Origin of the sequence: Acidovorax sp. SUPP3334, assembly GCF_030159055.1 — a bacterium.
GTDB lineage: Bacteria > Pseudomonadota > Gammaproteobacteria > Burkholderiales > Burkholderiaceae_C > Paracidovorax.
Genome location: NZ_BQXQ01000016.1, coordinates 45,732 through 72,691, shown reverse-complemented (window position 1 = coordinate 72,691; position 26,960 = coordinate 45,732). Strand labels below are relative to the sequence as shown.

Annotated in this window: 27 protein-coding genes; 10 read left to right on the top strand and 17 right to left on the bottom strand. The window is 67.7% G+C overall.

Annotated elements, in window-relative coordinates; translation table 11 throughout:
- Positions 1-16 precede the first annotated feature (16 nt).
- From tsaB to corA, 4 genes are all read left to right on the top strand, one after another.
- On the top strand, positions 17-745 hold the full coding sequence (tsaB, locus tag AVHM3334_RS11160) for a tRNA (adenosine(37)-N6)-threonylcarbamoyltransferase complex dimerization subunit type 1 TsaB (protein WP_284412265.1): 729 nt from the start codon (positions 17-19) through the stop codon (positions 743-745).
- The gene (rimI, locus tag AVHM3334_RS11155) at positions 742-1,212 is read left to right on the top strand and encodes a ribosomal protein S18-alanine N-acetyltransferase (RefSeq protein WP_284412263.1); all 471 of its coding nucleotides are present in this window, start codon (positions 742-744) and stop codon (positions 1,210-1,212) included. Before tsaB ends, rimI begins: the two co-directional genes overlap by 4 nt.
- Positions 1,209-2,030, top strand: a complete 822-nt coding sequence (locus AVHM3334_RS11150; protein ID WP_284412261.1) for a uracil-DNA glycosylase family protein — start codon at positions 1,209-1,211, stop codon at positions 2,028-2,030. The genes rimI and AVHM3334_RS11150 overlap by 4 nt, the downstream gene beginning before the upstream one ends.
- Positions 2,031-2,253: 223 nt before the next feature.
- On the top strand, positions 2,254-3,240 hold the full coding sequence (gene corA / locus AVHM3334_RS11145) for a magnesium/cobalt transporter CorA (protein WP_092742874.1): 987 nt from the start codon (positions 2,254-2,256) through the stop codon (positions 3,238-3,240).
- 305 nt (positions 3,241-3,545) lie between these two features.
- On the opposite strand, the gene AVHM3334_RS11140 is transcribed toward corA, so the two are convergent.
- The 9 genes from AVHM3334_RS11140 to AVHM3334_RS11100 form a co-directional block, all read right to left on the bottom strand.
- Positions 3,546-4,307 carry a 5'-methylthioadenosine/adenosylhomocysteine nucleosidase gene (locus tag AVHM3334_RS11140; protein WP_284412259.1) on the bottom strand — a complete coding sequence of 254 codons (762 nt, stop codon included), beginning with the start codon at positions 4,305-4,307 and terminating at the stop codon, positions 3,546-3,548.
- 91 nt (positions 4,308-4,398) lie between these two features.
- Positions 4,399-6,081 carry a long-chain-fatty-acid--CoA ligase gene (locus tag AVHM3334_RS11135; RefSeq protein WP_284412257.1) on the bottom strand — a complete coding sequence of 561 codons (1,683 nt, stop codon included), beginning with the start codon at positions 6,079-6,081 and terminating at the stop codon, positions 4,399-4,401.
- Positions 6,082-6,222: 141 nt separating this feature from the next.
- Entirely contained in the window at positions 6,223-7,713 is a 1,491-nt protein-coding gene (locus tag AVHM3334_RS11130; RefSeq protein ID WP_284412255.1) for an NAD(P)(+) transhydrogenase (Re/Si-specific) subunit beta, read from the bottom strand.
- Positions 7,710-8,063 (bottom strand): NAD(P) transhydrogenase subunit alpha part 2, encoded by a 354-nt coding sequence (locus tag AVHM3334_RS11125; RefSeq protein ID WP_284412253.1) that lies wholly within the window; start codon positions 8,061-8,063, stop codon positions 7,710-7,712. Before AVHM3334_RS11125 ends, AVHM3334_RS11130 begins: the two co-directional genes overlap by 4 nt.
- 26 nt (positions 8,064-8,089) lie before the next feature.
- Complete coding sequence (locus AVHM3334_RS11120) at positions 8,090-8,845, bottom strand: hypothetical protein (protein WP_284412251.1); 756 nt, start codon at positions 8,843-8,845, stop codon at positions 8,090-8,092.
- 16 nt (positions 8,846-8,861) lie between these two features.
- Entirely contained in the window at positions 8,862-9,977 is a 1,116-nt protein-coding gene (locus AVHM3334_RS11115; protein WP_284412250.1) for a Re/Si-specific NAD(P)(+) transhydrogenase subunit alpha, read from the bottom strand.
- Positions 9,978-10,144: 167 nt separating this feature from the next.
- A complete protein-coding gene (gene fba / locus AVHM3334_RS11110; RefSeq protein ID WP_092742855.1) occupies positions 10,145-11,209 on the bottom strand; it encodes a class II fructose-bisphosphate aldolase in 1,065 nt (354 codons plus the stop codon).
- Positions 11,210-11,298: 89 nt separating this feature from the next.
- Positions 11,299-12,627, bottom strand: coding sequence for a histidine kinase dimerization/phospho-acceptor domain-containing protein (locus AVHM3334_RS11105; protein WP_284412336.1), 1,329 nt, complete (start codon positions 12,625-12,627; stop codon positions 11,299-11,301).
- 77 nt (positions 12,628-12,704) lie between these two features.
- Positions 12,705-13,406 carry a response regulator transcription factor gene (locus AVHM3334_RS11100; RefSeq protein WP_284412248.1) on the bottom strand — a complete coding sequence of 234 codons (702 nt, stop codon included), beginning with the start codon at positions 13,404-13,406 and terminating at the stop codon, positions 12,705-12,707.
- Between the two features lie 123 nt (positions 13,407-13,529).
- On the opposite strand from AVHM3334_RS11100, the gene AVHM3334_RS11095 reads away from it, so the two are divergent.
- Positions 13,530-14,300 carry a phosphatase PAP2 family protein gene (locus AVHM3334_RS11095; RefSeq protein ID WP_284412246.1) on the top strand — a complete coding sequence of 257 codons (771 nt, stop codon included), beginning with the start codon at positions 13,530-13,532 and terminating at the stop codon, positions 14,298-14,300.
- Positions 14,287-14,874: a phosphatase PAP2 family protein gene (locus tag AVHM3334_RS11090; protein WP_284412244.1), complete on the top strand. Its 588-nt coding sequence runs from the start codon at positions 14,287-14,289 to the stop codon at positions 14,872-14,874. The genes AVHM3334_RS11095 and AVHM3334_RS11090 overlap by 14 nt, the downstream gene beginning before the upstream one ends.
- Here AVHM3334_RS11090 and pyk read toward each other — a convergent pair.
- From pyk to AVHM3334_RS11060, 6 genes are all read right to left on the bottom strand, one after another.
- Positions 14,807-16,243 (bottom strand): pyruvate kinase, encoded by a 1,437-nt coding sequence (gene pyk / locus AVHM3334_RS11085; RefSeq protein ID WP_284412243.1) that lies wholly within the window; start codon positions 16,241-16,243, stop codon positions 14,807-14,809. The two genes, AVHM3334_RS11090 and pyk, sit on opposite strands and share 68 nt — an antisense overlap.
- A 200-nt stretch (positions 16,244-16,443) precedes the next feature.
- Complete coding sequence (locus AVHM3334_RS11080; RefSeq protein WP_284412241.1) at positions 16,444-17,823, bottom strand: hypothetical protein; 1,380 nt, start codon at positions 17,821-17,823, stop codon at positions 16,444-16,446.
- Between the two features lie 382 nt (positions 17,824-18,205).
- On the bottom strand, positions 18,206-18,655 hold the full coding sequence (locus AVHM3334_RS11075; RefSeq protein WP_284412239.1) for a hypothetical protein: 450 nt from the start codon (positions 18,653-18,655) through the stop codon (positions 18,206-18,208).
- A gap of 38 nt (positions 18,656-18,693) precedes the next feature.
- Positions 18,694-19,170: a hypothetical protein gene (locus tag AVHM3334_RS11070; protein WP_284412237.1), complete on the bottom strand. Its 477-nt coding sequence runs from the start codon at positions 19,168-19,170 to the stop codon at positions 18,694-18,696.
- 316 nt (positions 19,171-19,486) lie between these two features.
- On the bottom strand, positions 19,487-19,738 hold the full coding sequence (locus tag AVHM3334_RS11065; protein WP_284412235.1) for a hypothetical protein: 252 nt from the start codon (positions 19,736-19,738) through the stop codon (positions 19,487-19,489).
- A gap of 131 nt (positions 19,739-19,869) precedes the next feature.
- Positions 19,870-21,261, bottom strand: a complete 1,392-nt coding sequence (locus AVHM3334_RS11060) for an aminopeptidase P N-terminal domain-containing protein (protein WP_284412233.1) — start codon at positions 21,259-21,261, stop codon at positions 19,870-19,872.
- 144 nt (positions 21,262-21,405) lie between these two features.
- On the opposite strand from AVHM3334_RS11060, the gene AVHM3334_RS11055 reads away from it, so the two are divergent.
- Complete coding sequence (locus AVHM3334_RS11055) at positions 21,406-22,155, top strand: hypothetical protein (protein WP_284412232.1); 750 nt, start codon at positions 21,406-21,408, stop codon at positions 22,153-22,155.
- Between the two features lie 67 nt (positions 22,156-22,222).
- On the opposite strand, the gene AVHM3334_RS11050 is transcribed toward AVHM3334_RS11055, so the two are convergent.
- Complete coding sequence (locus AVHM3334_RS11050) at positions 22,223-22,999, bottom strand: nucleotidyltransferase family protein (protein ID WP_284412230.1); 777 nt, start codon at positions 22,997-22,999, stop codon at positions 22,223-22,225.
- Entirely contained in the window at positions 22,996-23,391 is a 396-nt protein-coding gene (gene speD / locus AVHM3334_RS11045) for an adenosylmethionine decarboxylase (RefSeq protein ID WP_284412229.1), read from the bottom strand. Before speD ends, AVHM3334_RS11050 begins: the two co-directional genes overlap by 4 nt.
- Positions 23,392-23,494: 103 nt before the next feature.
- Here speD and tkt point away from each other — a divergent pair, with 103 nt between their 5' ends.
- From tkt to AVHM3334_RS11030, 3 genes are all read left to right on the top strand, one after another.
- Positions 23,495-25,549 (top strand): transketolase, encoded by a 2,055-nt coding sequence (gene tkt / locus AVHM3334_RS11040; protein ID WP_284412227.1) that lies wholly within the window; start codon positions 23,495-23,497, stop codon positions 25,547-25,549.
- Between the two features lie 97 nt (positions 25,550-25,646).
- Positions 25,647-26,111, top strand: a complete 465-nt coding sequence (locus AVHM3334_RS11035) for a hypothetical protein (protein WP_284412225.1) — start codon at positions 25,647-25,649, stop codon at positions 26,109-26,111.
- Between the two features lie 14 nt (positions 26,112-26,125).
- Positions 26,126-26,920: a hypothetical protein gene (locus AVHM3334_RS11030; protein ID WP_284412223.1), complete on the top strand. Its 795-nt coding sequence runs from the start codon at positions 26,126-26,128 to the stop codon at positions 26,918-26,920.
- The last annotated feature ends 40 nt before the right edge of the window (positions 26,921-26,960 follow it).

Below are 26,960 nucleotides of genomic sequence, written 5' to 3'. Positions count from 1 at the left end.
CCGCCCTCCCCACGCCATGAACCTGCTCGCCTTCGACACCAGTACCGACACCCTGTCCATCGCCGTACAGCGCGGGGATGCGACCTGGGAGCACAGCGGTCCCGGCGGTGCGCAAGCCTCGGCCACGCTGCTGCCGGCGATCCGTGCCTTGCTCGCCGACGCAGGACTGTCATTCGACACGCTGGATGCGGTGGTGTTCGGGCGCGGGCCAGGGTCGTTCACCGGGCTGCGCACGGCCTGCTCGGTGGCCCAGGGGCTGGCCTTCGGGGCGCGTGGCGGCGCCGGCGTTCCGGTGCTTCCCATCGACACGTTGCTGGCCCTTGCCGAAGCGGCCCGCCAAGCCCAGGGCTGTACGCGCGTGGTCGCAGTGCTGGACGCGCGCATGGACGAGGTGTACACCGCCCGGTTCGAACTGCAGGGCGATGGCCAATGGCTGGGAGAAGGCGATTTCGGCCTTTGCGCCCCGCAGGCCGTGCACGTCCCGCCCGGCTATACCGTGGCCGGCAACGCACGCGCCGCCTATGGCGAGCGGCTGGCGCCCCAAGCCCTTCATGTATCGGCCCTGCCCACCGCCACGGCGCTGCTGCGCCTGGCGCCCTCCCGCCTGGCTGCGGGCAAAGGCCAGCCGGCAAGCGAAGCGCTGCCGCTGTACGTGCGCGACAAGGTGGCGCAGACCACGGCGGAGCGCATGGCGGCCAAGCACGCCGCAGCCGCTGCGCCGACCCAACCATCCCCTGCCCCATGAGTGCTCTTGCGCATTATCCCGACGAGGCCCGGTTCGAGCCCCTCACCCTGGCGCGCCTGGATGCGCTGCTGGTGATCGAGCAGGCCGCGTACTCGCACCCCTGGACGCGGGGCAACTTCATCGACGCCATGGCGGCGGGCTACGAAACCCAGCTGCTGCTGGCCGGCGAAACACTCATCGGCTACTTCGTGGCCATGAAAGGCGTGGACGAAGTGCACCTGCTCAACCTCACCGTGGCGCCCGCCCACCAGCGCCAGGGCTGGGCCCGCCTGCTGCTGGACGCGCTGGCCCTGTGGGCCCGTGGCTGCAACGCGCAATGGCTTTGGCTGGAAGTGCGCGTGAGCAACCTGCGGGCGCGCGAAATCTACGAAGCCCGGGGCTTTCGCTTCGTGGGCGAACGCAAGCGCTACTACCCCGCCCACAACGGCGAGCGCGAAGACGCCGTCGTGATGAGCCTCGCGCTATGAGCCTCGACCTCGACGCACGCCAGCGCGCGATGCTGGCGGAGATGGGCATCACCGTCTGGGCACCGGCGGCCGCGCCAGCGGCTTCCCCGGAACCGGCAGCGCCCAGCCCGGCGGCACCGCCCCAGGACGGCGGCCGGCCTCCACTTGCAGCACCGTCCGCCGACCCGCGGCCCGTCTCAGCGCCGCCCGCCGTGGCCCGCCCGGCCCATCGGGCGGCACCCGTCGCGCCTGCCGCGTCGGTGGCCGCGCCAGCGGCAAGGGAAGACAGCGCGGCCACCACGGCAGCCATGCACCCTGCCCGGCCGCTGTATCCGCAGGCCGATCCATCGATGGTCCCTGCCGAGCTGGGCTCCGGCTGGCTGGTGCTGGCCGAGAGCGCCACGCCCGAAGCCCCGCTGACCGGCGATGCCGGCAAGCTGCTGGACAACATGCTGCGCGCCATGCGCCTGCACCACCATCCGCGGGTGTTCTTCGCGGCGGTGCAGCGCACCGGCGCAGGCGCCCCTGGCGAAGCCGGCATCGCGCAGGCCCTGCAGGAGGCGCTGGACACCCTGCGCCCGGCCATGGTGCTGGTGCTCGGCCTGGGTGCGGCCCGCGCCGTGCTGGAAAGCCGTGAGCCTTTGGGACGGCTGCGTGCCAATGCGCACGCGCTGGCCGACGGCACGCCGGCCATCGTCACCTACGACCCCGCCTACCTGCTGCGCGCCCCTGAGGCCAAGGCCGCCGCCTGGGCGGACCTGTGCCGCGCGCTGGCCGTTGTCCGTGCCGCGGGCGCTCCCGCCCCCGGCGCGGACGGACCCGCATCCGACGCGCCCTGAGCCCCCTCGGGCACTGTTCCGCAAAGGGCTGCAAAGCCCTGTACACCCTGGCGCGTGTCACTGAATTGACGCAGCGCAATGCCATAATCCGCGGCTTGCAATTTTGGAGATTCCTCCGTGGAAACCTACCCCAGTTGGTAGCTTTCAGCTCCCGGCCTGCCGAGGGCTGAAAGCGGCCCCCGCCCCCTCGCAGACGCCCATCACACACCGGGAGTGAGCCCACATGCTCAACATTTTCACGCTCGCCAACGGCAGGCTCGTCCAGGAAGAAATCGAATCCCTGGAAGAGCTGGCTCAGTTCCAGCCGATCTGGGTCGACCTGGAGTCGCCCACCCTCGAAGAAAAACGCTGGGTCAAGCAGCACTACGGCCTCTTCATCCCCGAAGACGCCATGGACGAGGACATCGAGGAATCCGCCCGCTTCTATGAAGAAGACAACGGCGAGCTGCACATCCGCAGCGACTTTCTCATCGACGACGAAGACGACCCGCGCTCGGTGCGCGTGGCGTTCATCCTGAACCTCGTCAACGACACGCTCAAGAGCAAGGGCGTGCTCTTTTCCATCCACGACGAAGACGTGCCCGTCTTCCGCCTGCTGCGCATGCGCGCGCGCCGGGCGCCGGGGCTGATCGAGGATGCGAAGGAGGTGCTGCTCAAGCTCTTCGATGCCGACGCCGAATACTCCGCCGACACGCTCGAAGGCATCTACGACGACTTGAAGAAGGTCAGCGTTCAGGTGCTGGCCGGCGACGTCACCGACGCCCGCGCCGGCGAGGTGCTGGCCGCCATCGCGCGCCAGGAAGACCTGAACGGCCGCATCCGCCGCAACGTGATGGACACGCGCCGCGCCGTGAGCTTCATGATGCGCAGCAAGATGCTCAACGCCGAGCAGTTCGAGGAGGCCCGCCAGATCCTGCGCGACATCGAATCGCTCGACAACCACACGGCGTTCCTGTTCGACAAGATCAACTTCCTGATGGACGCCACGGTCGGTTTCATCAACATCAACCAGAACAAGATCATCAAGATCTTCTCGGTGGCCAGCGTGGCGCTGCTGCCGCCGACGCTGATCGCCAGCGTCTACGGCATGAACTTCAAGTTCATGCCCGAGCTGGACTGGTCGCTCGGCTACCCCTACGCGCTGGCGCTCATGGTGGCGAGCGCGCTCGGCCCCATGTGGTACTTCCGCAAGCGCGGCTGGTTGAAATGACCCCCCCTGAGCCGCTGCGCGTCGTCCCCCAGGGGGACGACGCCTGCGGCCCGGCGGAGCCGCTTCCGCGGCGTCTGCTGGCGTGAAGGCACACGCGCTGCTGAGAATCGCCGACCTGGAGTCGAATCGGCCTCCAGCGCAATCAGTACTAGGGCATTGCGCTATTGATTTTGAAGCAGCTTACAGACCCGGAGCGCGCGGTGCGGCGTCCGCCGGCCTCCAAGCACGCGCCCCGTCGAAAATTGCCCATTGAGAGCCGAATCGGCCTCCAGCGCAATCATCACTAGGGCACGCAGCTATTGTTTTTATAGCGTACTGAGAAACCGCCCGATGATGCCATCGGCATACCGGCTGGCCACGGCCTGCACGAAACGGGGAAAGTCCACGTGCGCGGCGTCGTCCGCGCGGTCGGACACGGTGCGCACGGCGGCGAAGGGCACGCCGTAGTCGCTGCAGACCTGGGCCACGGCGGCGCCTTCCATTTCCACTGCGAGCACCGCGTGGCCGGCTGCGGTGAATGCCTCGCGCAGCGCCTGCGATTCCTGCAGGGTCGACACGAAACGGTCGCCGCTCGCGATCAATCCCCGGTGCACGCGCGGCTCACGCAAGGTGGGCGGCAGCCCGGCGCCGTCCAGCAGCCCGGCCGCGCCGGACGCCAGGCATTCGCCCGCAGCCGCCGCCAGCCGCTCGGCCATGCCGGCATCGCACGGCAAGCGGGTGCGCCCGTAACCGGGCAGCTCCCAGCGGGGAAAGAGGGGCGAGGCGTCCATGTCGTGCTGCAGGAAGTCCTGCGCCACGACCACGTCGCCGACCTGCACGTCCGTGCCCAGGCCGCCGGCCACGCCGGTGAACACGATGCGCGCGGCGCCGAAGCGTTCGATCAGCGCCGTGGCGGTGGTGGCCGCAGCCACCTTGCCGATGCCCGACAGCGCCAGCACCACTTCGCGCCCGTGCAGACCGCCGCTCCAGAAGGTGCGGCCCGCGTGGAGCGTGCGCCGCCCCCGGCCGAGCGCGTCGATGAGGCCCTGCTGCTCTTCGGCGAGCGCGCTGAGGATGGCGGTCGTCACGGACGCAATGCCGGCACAGCCCGCAGCACCCGCACCCGCACCCGCACCCGCGCCCGCACCACGGCGCGGCGGGGCGTGAACACGACGCAACTCACGGGCGCTTGTCGCGCAGCTCTCGCCGCAGGATCTTGCCCACCGGGGTCTTGGGCAGCGACTCGCGGAACTCGATCACGCGGGGCTGCTTGTAGCCGGTGAGGTTGGCCTTGCAGAACTCGCGCACCTGCGCTTCGGTCAGGTCGTCGTTGCGCTTCACGATGACGAGCTTGACGGCCTCGCCCGTCTTCTCGTCCGGCACGCCGACCACGGCGCATTCGAGCACGCCGGGCAGCATGGCCACCACGTCCTCGACCTCGTTCGGATAGACGTTGAAGCCGCTCACCAGCACCATGTCCTTCTTGCGGTCGACGATCTTGAAATAGCCGCGCTCGTCCATCACGCCGATGTCGCCGGACTTGAAGTAGCCGTCCTCGGTCATGACATTGGCCGTTTCGTCCGGCCGCTGCCAGTAGCCGGCCATGACCTGCGGGCCCTTGATCACGATCTCGCCGCGCTGGCCGGGCTCGGACACGTCGCGGCCGTCGTCATCGATCAGCTTCATGTAGGTGCTGGAGATCGGCACGCCGATGGTGCCGGTGTAGGCCTTCTCCGTGGCCGGATTGCAGGCGACCGTGGGGCTGGTCTCCGACAGGCCATAGCCTTCGCAGATGGGGCAGCCGGTCTTTTCCAGCCAGAGCTTGGCCACCGCGGCCTGCACCGCCATGCCGCCGCCCACCGACACCTTGAGGTTCTTCCAGTTCACCGTGTCGAAGTCGGGGTGGTGGGCCAGCCCGTTGAACAGCGTGTTCACGGCCGGGAAGCTGTGGAAGGTGTGCTTGGACAGTTCCTTGAGCACCGCCACCAAGTCGCGCGGATTGGGCAGCAGGATGTTCTTGGCGCCGGTGCGCATGTTCATCATCATGTTCACCGTGAAGGCGAAGATGTGATAAAGCGGCAGCGCGCAGACGGTGGTGGGCTGCTCGTTGGCCGGCACGGCCTGCATCACGGGCGCGTTCCAGGCCTCGGCCTGCAGCACGTTGGCGATGATGTTGCGGTGCAGGAGCACCGCGCCCTTGCTCACGCCCGTGGTGCCGCCGGTGTATTGCAGCAGGGCCACGTCGTCGGGCCGCAGGTCGGGCGCATTGAAGGCACCGCGCGCGCCCTGCGACAGCGCGTCGTTGAAGCGCACCGCGCCCGGCAGCGAAAAGGGCGGCACCAGCTTCTTCACGCTGCGCACCACGTAGTTGACGATCATTCCCTTGAGGAATCCCAGCCGGTCGCCCATGGCGCACAGCACCACGTTCTTGACCTGCGTGGCGCCGATGCAGGCCTGCAGCGTGGCGGCGAAGTTCTCGATGATGATGATGGCCTTGGAGCCCGAATCCTTCAGTTGGTACTCCAGCTCGCGCGGGGTGTACAGCGGGTTCACGTTCACCACCACCAGGCCTGCGCGCAGGATGGCCGCGACCACCGCCGGGTACTGGGGCACGTTGGGCATCATGACGGCGACGCGGTCGCCCTTGGCCAGCCCCAGGCCCTGCAGGTAGGCCGCGAACTGGCGGCTTTGCACGTCGGTCTCGCCGAAGGTCACGTCCTTGCCCATGAAGCTGTAGGCCACGCGGTCGGCGTACTTGCCGAACGCTTCTTCCATCAGGGCGACGAGCGAGGGGTACTGCGCCGGGTCGATGTCGGCCGGCACCCCGGGTGGGTAGGCGGCAAGCCACGGGCGGTCATTCATGCTGTATGTCTCCAAACCTGCTGTTACAAAAAGGAGCCCGCATTGTCGTCGCGGGCAGTGAGGCCGGGGGCCTGTAGTTTCCCTAAAGCGCACGCCCGCCCACAGCGCTGGCCCGAAGGACGCGCCACGGGGATTCGCGCGCTATTCGATGGCTTTGCCGATGTCCTCGACGACCTTTTTCGCGTCGCCGAAAACCATCATGGTCTTGTCCATGTAGAACAGCTCGTTGTCCAGGCCGGCGTAGCCCGCGGCCATGGAGCGCTTGTTCACGATCACCGTCTTGGCCTTGTAGGCCTCCAGGATGGGCATGCCGTAGATGGGGCTGCCCTTGGTGTGCGCGGCGGGGTTCACGACGTCGTTGGCGCCCAGGATGATCGCCACGTCCACCTGGCCGAACTCGCCGTTGATGTCTTCCATCTCGAACACCTGGTCGTAGGGCACCTCGGCTTCGGCGAGCAGCACGTTCATGTGGCCCGGCATGCGCCCGGCGACGGGGTGGATGGCGTATTTGACGGTGATGCCCTTCTCGGCCAGCTTGGCGGCCAGCTCCTTCACCGCATGCTGGGCGCGCGCCACGGCCAGGCCGTAGCCGGGGACGATGACCACGGTTTCGGCGTTGCCCAGCACGAAGGCGGCGTCGTCGGCGCTGCCGCTCTTGACGTTGCGCTGGGCCTGCGCGCCGCCTGCCGATGCCGCCGCCGCATCGCCGCCGAACCCGCCCAGGATCACGTTGAAGAACGATCGGTTCATCGCCTTGCACATGATGTAGGAGAGGATGGCGCCCGAGCTGCCCACCAGCGATCCCGCGATGATGAGCATGCTGTTGTTCAGGCTGAAGCCGATGCCCGCCGCCGCCCAGCCCGAGTAGCTGTTGAGCATGGACACCACCACGGGCATGTCGGCCCCGCCGATGGGAATGATGATGAGCACGCCCAGCACGAAGGCCAGCGCCAGCATGGCGAAGAAGGCGGTCCAGCTTTCGGTGGCCATGTAGGCCAGCCCGAGCGCGACCGTCGCCAGGCCCAGCACGAGGTTGAGCAGGTGCTGGCCCTTGAACTGCACCGGCGCGCCCTGGAACCAGCGGAACTTGTACTTGCCCGACAGCTTGCCGAAGGCGATCACCGAGCCGCTGAAGGTGATGGCCCCGATGGCCGCGCCCAGGAACAGCTCCAGCCGGTTGCCGAACGGAATCGGCAGGCGCGCGAAGCCTTCCACCAGCACCGTGCCCGCAGCCGTCGTGGCACTGGCGAGGGCCGGCACGGGCGGCGGCACGATGCCGAAGGCCCAGGGCTCGGCCACCGCAGCCACAGCGATGAACACGGCCGCCAGGCCGATCATGCTGTGCATGAAGGCGACCAGCTCGGGCATCTTGGTCATCTCCACGCGCTGGGCCATCACCGTGCCGGCCGCACCACCGACGAGCAGCCCGAGCAGCACCCAGGCCAGGCCCATCGGCGCGCCGCGCGCCACGCTCCAGATCAGCGCGGCGGTGGTGAGCACCGCGATCGCCATGCCGGCCATGCCGAACAGGTTGCCCCGGATCGACGTGGTGGGATGCGACAGCCCCTTGAGCGCCTGGATGAAGCAGACGCTGGCCACCAGGTACAGCAGCGTGACGAGGTTCATGCTCATGGTGCGGCCTTCTTGACCTTCTCGTCAGCCACCGTGCCGGTGGGGGCGGGAGCCGCCTTGCGTTCCTTTTTTCGGAACATCTCCAGCATGCGCCGCGTGACGAGAAAACCGCCGAACACGTTCACCGCAGCGAGCGCCACCGCGAGCACGCCCATGGTCTTGCCCAGCGTCGTTTCCGTGAGCGCCGCGGCCAGCATGGCGCCGACGATGACGATGGCCGATATCGCGTTGGTCACGGCCATCAACGGCGTGTGCAGGGCCGGGGTCACGGTCCACACCACGTGGTAGCCGACATAGATGGCCAGTACGAAGATGATCAGGTTGATCAGCGTGGGGGAAACGGCATCCATGGCAGCACTCCTTGAGAGCGAACGAACTACTGGGGCGGGGCGATCGGAAACGGCGGCACGACCAGCCGGCCGTCCATCATCGAAGTGCTCAAGCGCGCGGCCTGCGCCATCTTGTCGCCCCATTCGAGCGCAGGGCGGCCAGCGCGAAGAAACGCTTCGTTGTCCCGCGTGGGCGGGCGCAGCAGTCGCTGATCGACCACCGCATCGACGGAGATGAAGGCGCCGCCGTTGGTGGCGTAGCGAAAGAACACGTGCGAGTAAGGCTTGGCCGGCGCAGCCTTGTTCATCGCCAGCCACTGCGCCACCGAAGGGCGGTTCTTGGCAAGGTAGTCCTCGGTGTCGGCGCGGCGCTTGTAGCGCAGGCAGTCGATCCGCGCGGGGCTGCCCTGCGCCTTGTCCTCGACGAACACGCCCTGCTGCTCGGTGCAGGGGGCGGTCCAGAGGGTGGTGTCGCGCGGGAAGTTGGTGCTGTTGGTCTGCACCAGCAGCACGGCCAGCAGCGGGCGGTCCTTGCCGGGGCCGCGAAGGCCCATGGCGGTCATCTGCGTGGGCAGGTCGGCGGCGGTGTCGTCGGGCAGCACGTCGATGACTTCATCGCGGCGGCCCAGCACTTCCCAGTCGCCAGGCGGCAGGTCGAGCTGGGCGCGGCCGACGTGGGGCAGCGCGGGCTGCACCGGCGCGCAGGCGGCGAGGCCGCAGAGGGCCGCGATGGCGAGCAGCGGGCCGCCGAGGCGGCGGGACAGACGGGACAGGGGGAGCTGGGGGATAAGCCGGGTCTTCACAGGAATACTTGTCTTGTCATGCGCGGGTGACCGCGCCTTCATGGGCCACGAGGCAGGCAGCGACGATGTCGTCTTGCCGGTCCACGTGCAGGGCCCCTTCGGGGTTGATGATGAGCTTGAGGAAATCGAGCACGTTGCGCGCATAGAGCGCGGAGGCATCGGCCGCGACCAGCGCGGGCAAGTTGGTTTCACCGACCAGGGTCACGCCGTGGCGCACCACGGTCTGGCCGGCTTCGGTCAGCGGGCAATTGCCGCCCTGGGGAGCGGCCAGATCGACGATCACCGAGCCCGGCTTCATCGACTCGACCATCGCCTCGGTGACGAGCACGGGCGCGGGCCGGCCGGGAATGAGCGCGGTGGTGATGACGACATCGGCCTGGGCCACGCGCTTGGCCACCTCGCCCCTCTGGCGCTCGAGCCAGCCGGGCGGCATGGGGCGCGCGTAGCCGCCGGAGCCCTGGGCGGCGTCTTTCTCTTCGTCGGTTTCGAACGGCACGTCGATGAACTTCGCGCCCAGCGATTCCACCTGGTCCTTGACCGAGGGCCGCACGTCGGAGGCTTCGATCACCGCGCCCAGCCGCTTGGCCGTGGCGATGGCTTGCAGGCCCGCGACGCCGACGCCCAGCACCACCACGCGCGCGGCCTTCACCGTGCCGGCGGCGGTCATGAGCATGGGAAAGAAGCGCTGGTATTTGTCGGCCGCGATCATCACGGCCTTGTAGCCGGCGATGTTGGCCTGGGAAGACAGCACGTCCATGCTCTGGGCGCGCGTGGTGCGGGGCGCCGCTTCCAGGGCATAGGCGGTGGTGCCGGCCTGGGCCAGCCGCTGCAGGCCGGCCGCGTCGAAGGGATTGAGCATGCCAACCAGCGTGGCGCCGGGGCGCAGCAGGGGCATTTCGGATTCGGTGGGGCAGCGGACCTTGAGCACCAGGTCGGCGCCCCAGGCGGAGGCGGCGTCCACGATCTCAGCACCCACGGCGGCATAGGCGGCATCGGGCACGCTGGCGGCCACGCCGGCGCCCGTCTGGACACGCACCGCGTGGCCCTGGGCCTTGAGCTTCTTGACAGTCTCCGGCGTCGCGGCGACCCGGGTTTCTCCAACCATGGACTCGGCTGGTACACCTATCTGCATGTTGTCTGTCTCCCGGCTGGCTGTGCTCGGCGATCTCCGCTCACTGCGCCCGAGCTTACCCGATGCGCTTCAGCGCACCGCCACGCCCCAATGGCAAAGGCCCGGCGCACGCGAATGCGCCGGGCCTGCCGTGCGGGAGCACGAGCGCTCCCGCACGGCAGGGTCCGTCAGTTCACCACCTGGGCCAGCGCGCCCGCAGCGTACTGGCCGGCCACCACTTGCAGGCTGTGGCCCTTGATCTTGGGCGCCTGGCCTTCGCAGCCGAACTCGATGTAGCGCTGCTTGCAGATGGCCTTGGCGGCCTCGCGCGCGGGCTTGAGCCATTCGCGGGCGTCGAACTTTTCGGGATTCTCGGCCAGGAACTTGCGCACCGCGCCGGTCATGGCCAGGCGGATGTCGGTGTCGATGTTGATCTTGCGCACGCCGATCTGGATGGCCTTCTGGATTTCCTCGACGGGCACGCCGTAGGTTTCCTTCATGTTGCCGCCGTACTGGCGAATGATTTCCAGCAACTCCTGCGGCACGCTGGAGCTGCCGTGCATCACGAGGTGGGTGTTGGGGATGCGGCGGTGGATTTCCTGGATGCGGTCGATGGCCAGGATGTCGCCGGTGGGCTTGCGCGTGAACTTGTAGGCGCCGTGGCTCGTGCCGATGGCGATGGCCAGCGCGTCGAGCTGGGTGCGCTTCACGAAGTCGGCGGCCTGCTCGGGGTCGGTCAGCAGTTGTTCGCGCGTCATGGTGGCGTCGGTGCCGTGGCCGTCTTCCTTGTCGCCCTTCATGGTTTCCAGCGAGCCCAGGCAGCCCAGTTCGCCCTCGACCGTGACGCCGACCTTGTGCGCCATGTCCACGACCTTGCGCGTCACGTCCACGTTGTACTCGTAGCTGGCGATGGTCTTACCGTCGGCTTCGAGCGAGCCGTCCATCATCACGGAGGAAAAGCCCAGGTCGATCGCGCCCTGGCACACGGCGGGGTTCTGGCCGTGGTCCTGGTGCATGACCAGGGGAATGTGCGGATAGGCTTCGACGGCGGCCTGGATCAGGTGCTTGATGAAAGCCTCGCCAGCGTACTTGCGGGCACCGGCGCTGGCCTGAAGGATGACGGGAGCGCCCGTCTCGTCGGCGGCGGCCATGACGGCCTGGACCTGCTCCAGATTGTTCACGTTGAAAGCGGGAATGCCGTAGCGGTTTTCTGCGGCATGGTCGAGCAATTCGCGCATCGAGACGAGAGGCATGGGATGGGTCCGTTCAATGGTGGGGAAGGCACAAAGGCCCCCTCGGGGGGCCGGCGATCGCGGCGGTAACCGCTTCGTAACCGGCGATTTTATCCCGGCGGCCCGGCCATGGACTCCGTGAATTCCAGACGGTAGCTGGTGGTGAAGGGCGGCGGCGCATCGCTCGCGCCGAAGCGGGCCCCGTGGGCCTCGGCCACGCGCGCAATGATCTCGTGTCCCAGGTGCAGGCTGTCCACCGGGGCGGGCGCCGCGCCCTGCGCGCGGTCGCGGCCGCCGTCGTCGCACACCTGAACCCAGGGCGCACCGCTGTCGGACTGCCCCAGTTGCACCTCGATGCGCGTGCCGTGCGGCGTGTGCTTGAGGGCGTTTTCGAGCAGATTGCGCAGCGCAATCTCCAGCAGCACCGCGTTGCCGTGCCAGACCAGGGCGGCAGGCGCAGCGACCGAGATGCTGCCCTCGCGCGCCCAGGCGGCCTGGGCGTAGTCGGCGCTCACCCGGCGCGCCAGCTCGGCCAGATCGACGGGCGAGGCGGCCTCGTGCAGCTGGGTGCGGCTGGCACGGGCCAGGGCCAGCAGCTGGTTGAGCACATGCCCGGCGCGCAGTGCGTCCTGCCCGATGCGGGCCAGCGCCTGGGCCTGCTCCGGCCCGGAAAGGCCGCCGTCCAGCGCCCGCGCCTGCAGCACGATGGACGACAGCGGCGTGCGCAACTCGTGCGCCACCTCGTTGGCCAGCCGGCGCTCACGCGCCAGCGCCGCCTGCTGGCGGTCCAGCAGCGTGTTGATCGAGACGACCATCGGATCGAGTTCGCGCGGGGCGTTGCCGGCCTCCAGCCGCTCGGCGCGCACCACGTCCAGCCGCGCCACCGCGTCCGACAGCGAATACAGCGGGCGCAGGCCGCGCCGCACCGCCAGCCCCAGCGCGAGGGCCACCACCGGCAGCAGCCACAGCCCGGGCTCGATGATCTGGCCGGCGATGTCGTCGGCCAAGTCATCGCGCTCATCCAGATTCAGCAGCACCATGATCTTTCGGCCATGGGCCGCGTCCCATTGCGAAAAGCCGCGCCAGGCCACGGGCGGCTCGCCGAGCTGCAGGTCGGCGAAGCCGTCCGGCTGATTGAAAGCGGGAAGCGGCACGCTGCCCGTGCGCGACAGCAGTTGCCCGTCCGCCCCCCACAGCACGACGCTGAGCGACTGCTGGTAGTCGTGCGCCTTGAGCCATGGCGTGGGCGCGCGCTGCGTGGCCAGCGACGGCTCCACCCCGTCGGAGGCGCGCAGATTGAGCAGCAGCGCGGCCACGCTTGCCAGATGCCCGTCGGTCAGTTCGTCCGCCTCGTGCACGCCGGTCTGGTAGCCCAGGCCCACGAAGGTGCCCCACACCAGGATCAGCGCCCCCAGTGTCCACACCAGCAGGCGCCGCATGAGCGAGCCGCGCCGGGCCGGCGGCGCGGCTGCGGACGCCGACACGGAGGGCGCGGCCGGGGAAAGTTCGGAGGGGTTCATGCCGCGTCCTCCGTCGGCATGAAATAGCCCACGCCGCGCATGGTCTGGATGCGTGCGCTGCCGAGCTTGCGGCGCAGGTGGTGGATGTGCACTTCCACGGCATTGCTTTCCACGGCACTTTCCCAGTTGTAGAGGCTTTCCTCGATCTGCTGGCGAGACAGCACCCGGCCGCGCGATTCGAGCAGCACCAGCAGCACTGAAAACTCGCGCGGGGACATGTCCACCTGCTGGCCGGCCTGTCGCACCGTGCGCGCGGCGGGGTCCACCTCCAGGTCGCCATGGCGGATGGTGGGTGACGCCCGGCCCGCGGCGCGGCGCAGCAGGGCGCGCAGGCGGGCTTCCAGCTCGTCCACATCGAAGGGCTTGGCCAGGTAGTCGTCGGCGCCCTCGTCCAGCCCGGCGATGCGCTGGTGCACCTGGTCCCTGGCCGTGAGGATCAGTACCGGCATGGCCGGATCGGGCAGCGTGGCCGCGCCTGCCGTCCCGGCAGGGCTGTGGCGCAGCCGCCGCAGCAGTTGGGCGCCGTCGCCGTCGGGCAGGCCGAGGTCCAGCAGCACGGCGTCGAACCGCTCCATGCGCAGCGCACTCCAGGCGGTCGCCACGCTGGAACACACGTCCACCGCATAGCCGCGCTGGTGCAGGTTGGTGCGCAGGCCGTCGGCAATGCCCGCATCGTCTTCGACCACGAGGATTCGCATAGGGGGCGATTGTCACCGCGATGCGCAGGCCCATCAAAACTCCGGCCACCGCGCGGGCCGTCCACCCATCGCCGCCTGCCTCGTTAAGACGGCGTTAAGAGCGGCTGCCTATCGTCCGCCCCCATGCCGATCACCGCCCCCTCCGGCGCCGCGCCCGCCGCGCGCCCTGCCGCCCCTTCCGCCCCTTCGCTTCAACCGCTGGCTTGGGCACTGGCCATCCTGGCCGCACTCATCGCCTGGGACACCTCGGGCCTGGACCTCGATCTGGCCCGCCTGTTCGGCTCGTCGCAGGGCTTTCCCCTGCGCGACCAGTGGCTTTTCGTGCGCGTCCTGCACGAAGGCGCGCGGCGGCTGGGCTGGGTGCTGGTGCTGGTGCTTGCGGTCGGCGTGTGGTGGCCGGTGGGCGTGCTGCGCCGGCTGGGCCATGGCGAGCGGGTGCAGATGGCGATCAGCGCTCTGCTGTCGCTGGGAGTGATTGCACTGCTCAAGCAGAGCAGCACCACCAGCTGCCCCTGGGACCTGGCGGAGTTCGGCGGCGTGGCGCGCTATGCCTCGCATTGGGCCCTGGGCGTAATGGACGGCGGCGGCGGCCACTGCTTTCCCGCAGGGCATGCCTCGGCCGGCTTCGCATTCCTCGGTGGGTATTTCGCCCTGCGCCACAAAGCGCCACGCTTTGCGCTCTGGTGGCTCGCCGGTGCCTTGGCCGCTGGCGTGGTCCTGGGACTGGCACAGCAGGCACGGGGGGCGCATTTCACCAGCCACACGTTGTGGACTGGCTGGTTCTGCTGGATGACGGGCTGGCTTTGCGACCTCGGGGGACACATGATGCGCCGGCATTTCCCGGAACTGGACAGCCAGCTGCCCGACGAGATCGATGCCCATGCTGTCCATTGAACTGGCTCTTTTCACGGCCGTGAACGCCACGGCAGCGACCCCGGCGGGCATCGTGACCGCCGCTCGCTGGCTGTCGCAAGGCTTGCCCGTCCTGGCGGGCCTGCTGGTGGCCGCCGGCCTGGGCTTTGGCAGCCACCGGCTGCGCCAGGCACTCATGCTGGGCCTGGCGGCACTGGTGGTTGCCTGGTGCGCCGCACGCGGCATGCGCGCATGGGTTCCCATGCCCCGCCCCGCACAGTTGGGCATCGGCATCCAGTGGATCGAGCATGGCGTTCGCGCGGGCTTTCCCAGCATGCATGCCACCGGTGCTTTCGCGCTGGCCCAGGGCTTGGCGCTGGGACTGCATCGACGCCACGCGCCCTGGAAGTGGGTCGCGTTCGGACTGGCGGCGGCCGTGGCCTGGAGCCGGGTCTGCCTGGGCGTGCACTTTCCTGCTGACGTGCTGGCGGGGGCCCTGACCGGCTGCGCGAGCGCCCTGGCCACCAGGGCCATGCTGCGCCACCTGCTCAGCTGGCGCGGCAGATCTTCAGCATATTGGTTCCGCCCGGTGCGCCCATCGGCTCGCCGCACGTGATGGCGTAAAGATCACCCTGCTGCACGATGTTGCGGCTCTTGAGATGGCCCTCGGCCTGCTCCAGCGCGGTGTCGCGGTCGGCACTGGTGTCCATGAGCAGCGGGCGCACGTTGCGGTACATGGCCATCTTGCGCTGCGTGGCCACCTTGGGGGTGAGCGCGTAGATGGGAATATGGATGCGGTGGCGGCTCATCCACAGCGCGGTGGAGCCGCTTTCCGTCATGGCCACGATGGCCTTGGCCCCCAGGTGGTGCGCCGTGAAAAGCGCGCCCATGGCGATGGACTGGTCGATGCGGCCCAGCGTCTGGCCGGTGAAGTCGGAATCGCGCTCGGGGTCTTCCGCGGCCTCGGCGGCGGCGCAGATCTTGGCCATTTCCTCCACCGTCTCCAGCGGGTATTTGCCCGCAGCGGTCTCGGCGCTCAGCATCACGGCGTCGGTGCCGTCCAGCACGGCATTGGCCACGTCGCTCACCTCGGCACGCGTGGGCACGGGGTTGGTGATCATGCTTTCCATCATCTGCGTGGCGGTGATGACGACCTTGTCCATGTCGCGCGCCATGCGGATCATCTTCTTTTGCAGGGCTGGGACAGCCGCGTTGCCCACCTCCACGGCCAGATCGCCCCGCGCCACCATGATGCCGTCGGACACGCGCAGGATTTCCTCCAGCCGGGGCACGGCCTCGGCGCGCTCGATCTTGGCGATCAGCCCCGGCTTGTGCCGGTACTCGGCCGCTGCCACGTTGCACAGCTGGCGCGCCATTTCCATGTCGGTGGCGTTCTTCGGAAAGCTCACCGCCACGTAGTCGGCCTGAAAGCTCATCGCGGTGCGGATGTCTTCCATGTCCTTGGCGGTGAGGGCCGGCGCCGTCAGCCCACCGCCCTGCTTGTTGATGCCCTTGTTGTTGGACAGCTCGCCGCCGATCTTGACGGTGGTGTGCACTTCTTCGCCGCGCACGGCGTTCACCACCAGCACGATCAGCCCGTCGTTGAGCAGCAGCACGTCACCGGCCTTCACGTCGCGCGGCAGCTCCTTGTAGTCGAGGCCCACGCCGTTGTCATCGCCCGGCGCGGTGCGCGAAGCGTCGAGGATGAAAGCCTGACCCGGCTGCAATTGCACGCGGCCATCGGCGAACTTGCCCACCCGGATCTTCGGCCCCTGCAGGTCGGCCATGATGGCCACTTCGCGGCCGGCGCGCTGCGCCGCCTCGCGCACGGCGATGGCACGGTCGATGTGGTCCTGCGCCTTCCCATGGCTGAAGTTCAGCCGCACGACGTTGACCCCCGCACGAATCATCTGCTCCAGCAGTTGCGGGTCGCTGGAAGCGGGCCCGAGGGTGGCGACGATCTTGGTGGCGCGGCGGATCTGCATGGCGTTCGGCTCTCTCTGCGTGGATGTAATCGGGTTTCAATTTTGCATGAAAACAGGTTACATAAACTCCGGACCGACCCGGGCTCTCATCGGTATCGGTCCATGGCGCAATGGATGGATTGGCAAGTGTTCTCCAATGCGGCGGGCCTTGCCGCGCTCGGCACTGCGCAAGGACCCGCCTATCTGGTGGCATCAAGGGCTCAGGCCTGTGCGTCGCCCGACGGATGGGTCCGGCGTTGCCGCAGCCCTTCCTGAGAGACCCCGCCCGCATTGAGAACTTCGGCCTCGGCTTCCCGACGCGCCGCACGGACCGCGCCCTCCGCCTGCCAGCTGCCGCCGATGGCTGCGTACTGCAGACCCGCCAACATGCCGGCGAGGGTGTTGCTCACGAAGTCCTGCTGCCCTGGCGTGCCCGCCCGGTTCACATTTCCGAGAATGTTGAAAACGGCATTCCCGGCAGTGATGGCGGTGATGCGGGCCGGCGTCTGGTCCAGCAACCGGCCGTAGTCCGTTCCCGTGATGCGGGGATTCCACTGCTGCACCGTATCGGACTGCAGCGCCTCCTGCTGGGTGACGGAGGTCCAGTCCGCAGTCTCCACCGCCCAGTTGATGGCGGCCTTGATGGCGGATGCCCCAGCGATTTCGCCCCACGCAGCGCTTCGGGCGCCGCTGCTGCTGGCCCCATCCAGCAGCACGGCGCGGGCGGCGGCGGTGTCTCCTCCCAGAATCGGAAGCTCGGACCACGCTTCGTTGCCCACGACGTTGGCCAATCCATAGAAGAGGCTGGCCGAGTTGAGGTGGCTGCCGCTCACGCCGCCCGACGTTTCCCCCTCGGTGCCGACCATGCTGAAAGACGCCTGGATGAAGTCGCGCGCAAAGGAATACGCCATGGTCTTGATGTCCACTGCGAGCGCATCTGCGGCCATCACCGCATTGCCGGTGAGCGTGCCGTGCAGCGAAAGCCCGGTCGAGGTCATGGAAGCGGCGATTTGCTCCAAAGTCACGAGGCGCGACATGCGCTTTTGCGTATTGCGCAGCGTTGTCTTCTGGTCGTCAGAGCAAGCGGCCCACTGCGACGCAGTCATCGCATGAAAGCCCCGCGCGGCCGCGTCCGGATCTCTGGCCTCCCGCCGCTCCCGCATCACGGCCATGCCGATGTTGAGCAGCCCCACCCCCAGCTGCATGCCCAGGACCATGGAGGGCGACGCGGTGTGAAATGCGACTTTCATGGACTCCGCCATCATTTCGCGCACGAAGGTCGGCACGAAGACGGAGGCGGCCTGATGGATGCCATGGCCCAATGCCGCGCCCATGATGCGCTGGCTGGGCAGCATCGAGCCGACCGCCTGAACCGTGGTGGACTCCGAGACTGCGGTGCGGGCCGCCGTGGCCGCTTCGCCCAGCCGATGCAAAGCCGCCCCTCCGGTTTGCAGGGCACCACTGCCCAGCTGCCTCAGCATCGCGTTCCAGCTCTGCGCCTCGGGCATCACCGGCGCCTCGCTTTCCTCCAAGGGCGGCATGTCGATGCGACGGCTGTCGCGCATGAAACGATCCAGCGGAATATCGACGAGATCATTCATCTCCGGCAATCCGGCCATGATCCGGAACGATGCATTCGCGGTCGCGAACCCGTTCATCGCCGAGCCGCCCCTGGAGCCTTCCGCATTCGGAGTGACCGGCTCGCTGCCACCCCATCGGTCACTGATCCCGGCCGTGGGGGTATGAAAGGACTCGGAACGCGTGGGACTGGACAGCAGCGAGAAGGAATCCCCTTCTTGAAGCGCCAGGTGCTGGCGCGGCGGCATCGTCTCGGGCCGCGGATGGGACAGGCCTCGCCGACCAATCAGCGCCTCATGCTGCAGGCGGCCGGACGTGCTGGCGCCCGTGGATCGCACCTGGGGCGTTTGGGCCCCGGAGGGGGGTGCCGAGCGGACCGGAGTGGTCGAGTCTGACGCGTTCGTTTTATTCAGCATGGGAAGGCTCCTTCCGGTCGGCGCAGGCTTCGTTCGCCGCGCGGGGAACGCCCGCCTGCACGGCATTGGCAAGTGCCGCGAGTTGCAGCAGATGTCGGCCGACGACCTCCGCCGATGTGTTGACCAACGGACAGCGGCCCAGCACTTGCGGACCGGCGATGCCGCGTGCGAAGACGGCACCAAAGCTGAGCATCAGCGCTGTGCAGGCCCGCAGCGCCGCCACGCGCCGGGCCGGATCGTCCAGGCAGTCTGCGGGCAGGGGGGCGGACAGGATCAGCACCTCTTCATCCATGTCGGGCACCAAGGCAAGGGTGCGGCTTTGGAGGGCGATGGTTCCGGTGCGCGAGGCCTCCCGGGCCTGCTCCGGTGATGCGCCCAGGAACAAGGCGGTGTCACGGATCAACGCCAGCACGCGGGGCGAGGCTTCGAACTCCTGCACGGGAGCAACCGGTTGCGCAGGGGCAGTGAGGACGGCGCTCATCGCACACCCCCTTCGGGCTGCGGCGCTGCGCCCAGCGCCTGCGCGCCCTCGCGGGTGGCCTGGCACATGGCCAGCAAACCGCACAGCTGCACGGCCAGCAACTGCTGGCTTTCCTGCTGCGTTTCCAGGCGGCGCACCAGCACGGCGTCACCGTTGTCTTCGAGGCCGTATCCCACGCCGGAACTGAGCATCGACTGCCCGTTGGCCAACAGCAGTGCGTCGGTCCAGGTTTCCTCGGGCATCCGATCGGGCCGGGCCATCGTTGCAATGGCTACCCATGGGCCGTCTTCCTGATGGCTCAAGGGTTTCACGCTGAGCGTGAACGTTCCTACTTTTGTCTCCCCTGTCTCCCCAAACGTCCGGGCGATGGCCGCATCGGCTCCCATCTGCAAGGCGGCCTCCCGGATGCAGGCTTTGCGCCGTGTGGACAGCACGGGGCTGCGCGGTGATGGCTTTGGCTTTTCGTTTTTCATCGTCTTTCTTCCAACCGTTTTTCGTTGATGTATTCCGCGACGTGCGGATTGGGTGCCCTTTACACCCGCCGGCCCTTGTCTCTGAAGGTGTGCCGACGCTGGCATCGTTGGGCGCGCGGCGGCGGCCCATGCCCGAACCAACGAAGGAATGAAGAAGAATGCGAAACGGAAAGACGGCCAGAGCGTCCCGCAGGGACTTATGGAAACGCAAGGTGCATTGCGGGGCACTCACTCGCCCCCGAGAGGCAGGCGCTCAAGGCAGTCGCTCAAAAAACCGGGGCTGACGCGCGGTGGCCGCCCGCCAGGAACTCTGCGGCTAAAGATGGCGCCACAGGTTGAGCGCCCATTTGCCGAGGAAAACGCCAACGGCCAGCAGCAGCATGCCGGGAATGAAAATGCCGTCGCCATCGGCCTGCACGGTGCCAGCCGCATAGCCCGGCATGGCCGCAGAGTGGGGCGCGTACCCGGCACTGCCGTAGTACTGCGCCGCGACGAACAACAAAAGCCACAGTGCCGTGCCGATGCACGCCAGGGCGCACGCCGCGATGCACAGCGCCATCACGCGCATGGTGCGCGCTCCGCCGCAGCGACCAGAGCTCGCTGCCTCATGGGCAAGGCCCGGCCACCGGACTGGGCAGGCCGTTCATGCTGCGCAGTGCAGACGCACCACACAGCACACACGCCGCGAAGGCGCTGGCCTCAAGCGCGCATGAGCGCTTCGATCTCATCCGCCTTCACCGGCACGCCGCGCGTGATGAGTTCGCAGCCACCGTCGGTGACGATCGCGTCGTCTTCGATGCGGATACCCAGGTGGTGGAAGGCCTCGGGCACGCCCGGCGCCGGGCGAACGTACAGGCCCGGCTCGATCGTCAGCACCATGCCGGGGCGCAGGATGCGGCTGGGACGGTTGGTAATGGTCTCGCCCGAAAGCGGGTCCTTGCGCTCGCTGACCTGGCCGACCTCGGAGGGCTCCACGTAGCTGCCGCAGTCGTGCACGTCCATGCCCAGCCAATGCCCCGTGCGGTGCATGTAGAACTGAAAGTACGCGCGGCTGTCGATCACGTCCTGCGCGGTGCCCACCGCGTTGCGGTCGAGCAGGCCCAGGTCCAGCATGCCCTGCGCGAGCACCGCCACCGTGGCGTCGTGCGGGTCGTTGAAGCGGGCACCGGCCTTCGTCGCGGCGATGGCGGCGTCCTGGCTGGCCAGCACCAGGTCGTACAGCGCGCGCTGCGGGCCGGTGAAGCGGCCATTGGCAGGAAAGGTGCGCGTGATGTCGCTGGCGTAGCCGTCGAGCTCGCAGCCGGCATCGATCAGCACCAGTTCTCCGTCGCGCACGGGGGCTGCGTCGGCGCGGTAATGCAGCACGCAGGCATTGGCACCCGCAGCGACGATGGAGTTGTAGGCCGGGCATTGCGAGCCTCCCTCGCGGAAGGCGTGCAGCAGCTCGGCGTCGAGGTGGAATTCGCGCACGTCTTCGCCGGCGCGCAGCATGCGTGCGCTGCGCTGCATGGCGCGGATGTGGGCCTGTGCGCTGATGGCCGAGGCGCGGCGCATGATGTCCTGCTCCTGCGCGTCTTTCACGAGCCGCATCTCATCGAGCAAGGTGCACAGATCGTCCTGCTGCGCGGGGCACAGTGCGCCGTAGCGCACCCGCGCACGCACCTGGTTCAGCCAGCCTTCCACGCGAGCGGCCAGGCCGGCGTGGATGGCGAACGGGTACCAGACCCGGCTGCGGTTTTCCAGAAGTCGGGGCAGCTGCGACTCCAGAAGCGCCGAGGAGTGCGCCGCGTCCACGCCGAGCGTGCCGACCGCCGCTTCGGGGCCGAGGCGGTAACCGTCCCAGATTTCCCGCTCCAGGTCCTTGGGCTGGCAAAACAGCGTGCTCGCGCCCTGTGCGGTGATCACCAGGCAGGCGCCGGGTTCGGTGAACCCGGTGAGGTAGTGGAAGTAGCTGTCGTGCCGGTACAGGAAGTCGCTGTCCCGGTTGCGGGGGCGCTCTGGCGCGGTGGGCACGATGGCGATGCCACCTTCGCCGAGCATCGAGGCAAGGCGGGCGCGGCGCTGGGCGTAGGGGGAGTTCTGTGGGCTCATGCAGCCATTCTCAGGGCATCGGGCAGGCTGTTTTTGCAATTTGGCTGCACTCTTTACATTTCGCAGCATTGCTTTTCACCGTCACGGCAGCGGCGCAAAACACGCTGAAAATGCCGCATCGCCTGTTTTGATTGGATACGGTCCATGTCCGGTTTCGCCCCGCTGCAGTTCATCCTGACGAGTTTTCTGCCTCTGCTGGGCCTTGTCCTGACCATCGCGCTGCTGGGCTATGGCGCCTATGCGCTGTGGATCGACCTGCCCCAGAAATGGCTGCTGTCGCGGCGCGCTCTGCTGGCGCTTTGCGCGGTGGCACTGCTGTGCGATGCCTGGCTGGGACTGCGTCTGTACCTGTCGCACAGCGAGCGGCAGGACTGGAAGAACGGCGCCGCGTACCGCGCAAGCCGCGAGCGTTTCGCCCTGCCTCAAGATTTTCAATACGGCGAACTGCTGATTCCGGCCGGCAGCCTGATCAACCGGCAGGACCCGTTCGACAAGGGCGAGCCGGTGCGCCCCCTGGCGCTGCACGGTCTGGAAGCCGTGCGCTTTTCGCAGCCGGTGCTGGTGGCGGGGGTGTGGGCGAGCGCGCTGCAGATCACGCCGCTGCGCGTGGAACTGGCGCAGGACCAGCGCATCGGCCCGCTCTACCGCTACGACAGTGCCAGCCAAAGCTGGGTGCCCAACAAGGTGGTGCCGGCGCTTGCCTGCAAGAAGGGGCAGATCGCCGTGTTCCAGGCGCCGCACATTCCGTACGACGTACAAGCCGAAGTCGGCAAGCCCGCACCGGACGGCCCCCAAGCGCGCTTCATGCCCAGCCAGTGGATGTTCCGCAACTGCGAGGCCGGCGCCCGCATCGCCGTGCAGCCCGCGCACGCCAGCACGCCGCCGCCCCAGTAGGGAATGGCAGGCACAGAGCGAACGCAGCACAAGCGCGCGCGGAGGCGCTCGGCAGCTCGGGTCAGGCTCAGGCGTTGAGCTGCGCCAGCCGCTCGGGCGTGCCCACGTCGGTCCAGCGGCCCGTGTAGAGCGATGCGGTGACGCGGCCTGCATCCATCGCCCGGCGCAGCAGCGGCGCAAGGGCCGCACTCTCGCCCTGCGGGTTGCCGGCAGGCAGATCGCACCACGGGGACTGGAACAACTCTGCCCGCAGCAGCGCGAGGGTGCTGTAGGTGTAGCGCGGCTCGGGGCTGTCCGCCGGAAGGTTCAAGGCCACGCCCTGCTCCGACAGACCAAAGTCACCGCGCGGGTTGTGCGCCGGGTTGGGCACCAGCCACAGGTGGGCCAGCGCGGTACCGCCGGCAAAGCGATGCACCGCATCGGCCGCGAACACGAAATCAGGCGCGAAGACATCGCCCGCCGCCAGCCAGAACACCGGCCCCAGCTGGGGCAAAGCGCGGGCGATGCCGCCGGCGGTCTCCAGCGCACGCCCGAAATCAAGGCCCTCATGCGAGTATGAAATTGATAGCGCACTCCCGCCGTATTCATTGCGCTGGAGGCCAAAAACACCCCCAAATCGCTCGCTGATCTGCGCGCCCAGCCACGCCGTGTTGATGACGGCATTCGGCACGCCGGCCTGGGCCAGGGCGCGCAGGTGCCACTCCAGCAGCGCAACGCCCTGCACCGGCAGCAGAGGCTTTGGCACCGTATCGGTCAGCGGGCGCATGCGTTCGCCCCGGCCGGCAGCCAGCACCATGGCCGGGACCTGTGCGGGCGACGAAAAGCGATCCATGGGCGCCGTCATGCGGGCACGCTCCCGGCCGCCACGGCGCCGCGCTGCAGCGCATGCCGCTCCGCCCGCTGCGGCGCAAAAAGCGCCAGCAGCGCTGCCATCAGCGATTCGGCCTTGGCCGAATGGTCCGCCCCGAAATTGCACACGTAGACATCCAGCGTGACCACACCCATTTCAGGCCAGGTGTGCACGCACAAGTGCGACTCGGCCAGCAGCAGCGTCGCCGTGACGCCGCCCGGACCATCGGCCGTCGCGGGAAAGGCATGGAACAACTGGCCGACCGCCTGCAGCCCGGCCGCCCGCACTGCTTGGGCGCAGGCGCCACCCAGCGCAGCGGCGTCGGTCAGCCAGTGCGGTGCGCATCGGCATCCGTGAAGATCGGCGGTGAGGTGCAGGCCTTGCATGGGGCTGCACTGTAGTGCATCGGGCCGGGGACGGGGCTCGCCGGGCCGCCCCGGTAAAATGCCGGGTTTCCCCCCCACCGCCCCCCTTCCGGAGCCGCCCCTGATGGCCAATTCTCAACAAATGGCGAATGCGATCCGCGCACTCGCAATGGACGCAGTTCAACAGGCCAATTCCGGCCATCCCGGCGCCCCGATGGGCATGGCCGACATGGCCGTCGCGCTGTGGGGCCGCCATCTGCGGCACAACCCCGCCAACCCCCAGTGGCTCGACCGCGACCGCTTCGTGCTCTCCAACGGCCACGGCTCCATGCTGCTATACGCGCTGCTGCACCTCACGGGCTACGACTTGGCCCTGGAAGAGCTGAAGAACTTCCGCCAGCTGCACAGCAAGACGGCCGGCCACCCCGAATACGGCATCACGCCCGGCGTCGAGACCACCACCGGCCCGCTGGGCCAGGGCATCACCAATGCCGTGGGCTTCGCGCTGGCCGAAAAGCTTCTGGCCAAGGAATTCAACCGAGACGGCCACGCCGTCGTGGACCACCACACCTACGTCTTCCTGGGCGATGGCTGCCTGATGGAAGGCATCAGCCAGGAAGCGCTGTCGCTGGCCGGTGCGTGGAAGCTCAACAAGCTGATCGCCCTGTACGACGACAACGGCATCAGCATCGACGGCCAGGTCGCCCCCTGGTTCGTGGACGACACCCCGGCCCGCCTGCGCGCCTGCGGCTGGAACGTGATCGGCCCTGTGGACGGCCACGACGTCGAGGCCGTTGCCGCCGCCGTGCAAAGCGCCAAGACCTCCCTCGACAAGCCCACGCTCATCGTCTGCAAGACCGCCATCGGCAAGGGTTCGCCCAACCGCGCGAACACCTCCAAGGCCCACGGCGAGCCCCTGGGGGCCGACGAGATCACGCTCACGCGCAACGCCATCGGCTGGAACCACGTGCCGTTCGAGATTCCGGCCGAGGTCTATGCCGACTGGAGCGCCAAGGACACCGGCGCCCAGGCCGAGGCCGAATGGCAGCAGCGCTTCGACGCCTACGCCGCAGCGTTCCCCGAGCTGGCCGCCGAATTCACCCGCCGCATGGCGGGCGACCTGCCCAAGCACTTCGCGCAGACCGCCGTGGACACCGTGGTCGGCATGCACACCAAGGGCGAAACCGTGGCTAGCCGCAAGGCCAGCCAGCTGGCCCTGGAAGCCTTCACCGCGCAACTGCCCGAGCTGCTGGGCGGCAGCGCCGACCTGACCGGCTCCAACCTCACCAACACCAAGAGCACGCCCGCCCTGCGCTTCGACGAGCATGGTGACGTCATGCAGGTGGAAGTGAACGTGGGCGCCGAAACCGCGCGCGTCGGCGGGCGCCACATCAACTACGGCGTGCGCGAATTCGGCATGGCCGCGATCATGAACGGCATCGCGCTGCACGGCGGCTTCATCCCCTACGGCGGCACCTTCCTCACGTTCAGCGACTACAGCCGCAACGCCATCCGCATGGCCGCGCTGATGAAGCTGCGCGTGGTACACGTCTTCACGCACGACTCCATCGGTCTGGGCGAAGACGGCCCGACCCACCAGTCGATCGAGCACGCCGCCAGCCTGCGCCTCATCCCGAACCTGGACGTATGGCGCCCGGGCGACACCACGGAAACCGCCGTGGCCTGGAGCGTGGCACTGTCCAACCGCACCAAGCCCACCGCGCTGCTGCTCTCGCGCCAGAACATCGCCTATGCCCCCAAGCGCGACCTGGGCGACATCAGCCGCGGCGCGTACGTGCTGTCCGAGCCGGCCGACGTGGGCATCAAGAAGAAGGCCCAGGCGGTCATCATCGCGACCGGCTCCGAAGTGCAGCTGGCGCTCAAGGCGCAGCAACTGCTGGCCACCCGCAAGATCGCGGTGCGCGTGGTCTCCATGCCCAGCACCACCACCTTCGACCGCGAAGACACGAAGTACAAGCAGTCCGTGTTGCCCGCCGGCATCCCCCGCATCGCGGTGGAGATGGGCGTGACCGACGGCTGGTGGAAATACGGCTGCGCCGCCGTGGTCGGCATCGACACCTTCGGCGAATCCGCCCCGGCACCCGTGCTGTTCAAGCACTTCGGCTTCACGCAAGAGAACGTGGCCGATACGGTGCAGGCGGTGCTGCGCAAGCGTTGATCGATCCAACCCGGCGAGATGGAGCGAGCCTGCCAACCTGTTCCGCAAGTTGGCAGGTATCTCCTCTCGCGCTTGAACTCAGGAACCATCTGCCGGAATGAAGCGAGCCTCCCGAACTATCAAAATCATGGCTGCCATTGGAGGCGGCTTTCTGCTTTGCGGCGCTGCAGCGCTTTTCATGGCAGGTGCATTGTTCGAATCCAGCGGAGTGGATCGAGGCTCTCTTGTTTACCGCCTTGGCGCGCCTGGGCATCTTCGGTCAGTGGAAATTCTGGATGAATGCGAAAAGCCCAAATACCGTTGGAAGGGCCGCGACGGCGAGAGCCATCCCTATTCGTCGGTCACCTACGGTAGCTTGAAAAGCGCCGCTGACTTGTTCCGTTCTTATCAAAGCACATTCGATAAGCAATCGTGCGAGATGAAGGATGGGATCCAGAGCACCGGCAACAAGAAACACCTGATGCTCGTTTGTGCGCAGCAGGATTTTGTGTCGATTGACATATTCATTGCAGACGCGGGCACCTGCAAAGAGGTCACCCTCGATTTTCTGGAAAACGATTAAACCGCTGGAGAAGAATGAGTAAGCGCGAAAATATTGTGGATGGGAGCGAAGCCGCGGCGAAAGCCTATGGCCTCGTATACACATGCCATCTGGGCTGGCTGGACCTGGGCCACATGGACCCCAAATCCACCCGTGCGCACACAGGAGCTTCCGCGCTTTGGAAAGAAATCAATGCGGGAGGCCCGGATGTGCGGCACTGCCTGGGCGCCCATCGGCAGATCTGCACGCTGCCGGCGTTGTCGAATGTCTATCCTGCTGCGAAATTTCCCAACAAGTCTTCCACCGGTTTCAAGTTAACGTACAAGCAGGATATGGGTAAGCGCGTGTTCGGCGCCAACCTGTCTACAGGCGTGTCGCGGGAGTACATCGTGCGCCACAACCTGTCCACTAACGAAAAGAAATCCGTGGCGTTGGCGATCTTCATGGAAGTCAGCCTGGAATTCGAAAATTACCAGGAGTACTTTCCCAAGTTCATCACGGACAGCGGGTTCAGTCAGGAGGATCTGGTATCCAACCTGATTGGCTTTCACATCGCGGTCGGCACCGTGACCAAGTCGCAGGTGATTGCCATGGCCAAACCGGTTTCCAAAGCCACGGCTTTGGCCATCTGGGACCGCAACGGGGCCGTGGGCGCCAATAAGAACAGGGGCTTCAAGCCCATGCTAAGCCCGGATACCTCGGCGATGACCGACACGGCGTGCATCAACGAGTGCGGGGGCCTGACGCCCCGGGCACCGGATTTTCTGAAAAGCATTCTCCCGGCGAGAAAGGGCGAGCTTTTCATGAACAACGTACTGGGTGGCTCTTGATGTGCATTCAAGGCTTTTTATCAATCTTTTCTTTTTACTG

What these genes read in the sequence shown, in the direction of transcription:
- tsaB (WP_284412265.1), top strand. Translation starts at nt 17, where the DNA reads ATGAACCTGCTCGCCTTCGACACCAGTACCGACACCCTGTCCATCGCC.
- rimI (WP_284412263.1), top strand. Translation starts at nt 742, where the DNA reads ATGAGTGCTCTTGCGCATTATCCCGACGAGGCCCGGTTCGAGCCCCTC.
- AVHM3334_RS11150 (WP_284412261.1), top strand. Translation starts at nt 1,209, where the DNA reads ATGAGCCTCGACCTCGACGCACGCCAGCGCGCGATGCTGGCGGAGATG.
- corA (WP_092742874.1), top strand. Translation starts at nt 2,254, where the DNA reads ATGCTCAACATTTTCACGCTCGCCAACGGCAGGCTCGTCCAGGAAGAA.
- AVHM3334_RS11135 (WP_284412257.1), bottom strand. Translation starts at nt 6,081, where the DNA reads ATGAATGACCGCCCGTGGCTTGCCGCCTACCCACCCGGGGTGCCGGCC.
- AVHM3334_RS11130 (WP_284412255.1), bottom strand. Translation starts at nt 7,713, where the DNA reads ATGAGCATGAACCTCGTCACGCTGCTGTACCTGGTGGCCAGCGTCTGC.
- AVHM3334_RS11125 (WP_284412253.1), bottom strand. Translation starts at nt 8,063, where the DNA reads ATGGATGCCGTTTCCCCCACGCTGATCAACCTGATCATCTTCGTACTG.
- AVHM3334_RS11115 (WP_284412250.1), bottom strand. Translation starts at nt 9,977, where the DNA reads ATGCAGATAGGTGTACCAGCCGAGTCCATGGTTGGAGAAACCCGGGTC.
- fba (WP_092742855.1), bottom strand. Translation starts at nt 11,209, where the DNA reads ATGCCTCTCGTCTCGATGCGCGAATTGCTCGACCATGCCGCAGAAAAC.
- AVHM3334_RS11105 (WP_284412336.1), bottom strand. Translation starts at nt 12,627, where the DNA reads ATGCGGCGCCTGCTGGTGTGGACACTGGGGGCGCTGATCCTGGTGTGG.
- AVHM3334_RS11100 (WP_284412248.1), bottom strand. Translation starts at nt 13,406, where the DNA reads ATGCGAATCCTCGTGGTCGAAGACGATGCGGGCATTGCCGACGGCCTG.
- AVHM3334_RS11095 (WP_284412246.1), top strand. Translation starts at nt 13,530, where the DNA reads ATGCCGATCACCGCCCCCTCCGGCGCCGCGCCCGCCGCGCGCCCTGCC.
- AVHM3334_RS11090 (WP_284412244.1), top strand. Translation starts at nt 14,287, where the DNA reads ATGCTGTCCATTGAACTGGCTCTTTTCACGGCCGTGAACGCCACGGCA.
- pyk (WP_284412243.1), bottom strand. Translation starts at nt 16,243, where the DNA reads ATGCAGATCCGCCGCGCCACCAAGATCGTCGCCACCCTCGGGCCCGCT.
- AVHM3334_RS11080 (WP_284412241.1), bottom strand. Translation starts at nt 17,823, where the DNA reads ATGAATGATCTCGTCGATATTCCGCTGGATCGTTTCATGCGCGACAGC.
- AVHM3334_RS11070 (WP_284412237.1), bottom strand. Translation starts at nt 19,170, where the DNA reads ATGAAAAACGAAAAGCCAAAGCCATCACCGCGCAGCCCCGTGCTGTCC.
- AVHM3334_RS11065 (WP_284412235.1), bottom strand. Translation starts at nt 19,738, where the DNA reads ATGCGCGTGATGGCGCTGTGCATCGCGGCGTGCGCCCTGGCGTGCATC.
- AVHM3334_RS11060 (WP_284412233.1), bottom strand. Translation starts at nt 21,261, where the DNA reads ATGAGCCCACAGAACTCCCCCTACGCCCAGCGCCGCGCCCGCCTTGCC.
- AVHM3334_RS11055 (WP_284412232.1), top strand. Translation starts at nt 21,406, where the DNA reads ATGTCCGGTTTCGCCCCGCTGCAGTTCATCCTGACGAGTTTTCTGCCT.
- AVHM3334_RS11050 (WP_284412230.1), bottom strand. Translation starts at nt 22,999, where the DNA reads ATGACGGCGCCCATGGATCGCTTTTCGTCGCCCGCACAGGTCCCGGCC.
- speD (WP_284412229.1), bottom strand. Translation starts at nt 23,391, where the DNA reads ATGCAAGGCCTGCACCTCACCGCCGATCTTCACGGATGCCGATGCGCA.
- tkt (WP_284412227.1), top strand. Translation starts at nt 23,495, where the DNA reads ATGGCCAATTCTCAACAAATGGCGAATGCGATCCGCGCACTCGCAATG.
- AVHM3334_RS11035 (WP_284412225.1), top strand. Translation starts at nt 25,647, where the DNA reads ATGAAGCGAGCCTCCCGAACTATCAAAATCATGGCTGCCATTGGAGGC.
- AVHM3334_RS11030 (WP_284412223.1), top strand. Translation starts at nt 26,126, where the DNA reads ATGAGTAAGCGCGAAAATATTGTGGATGGGAGCGAAGCCGCGGCGAAA.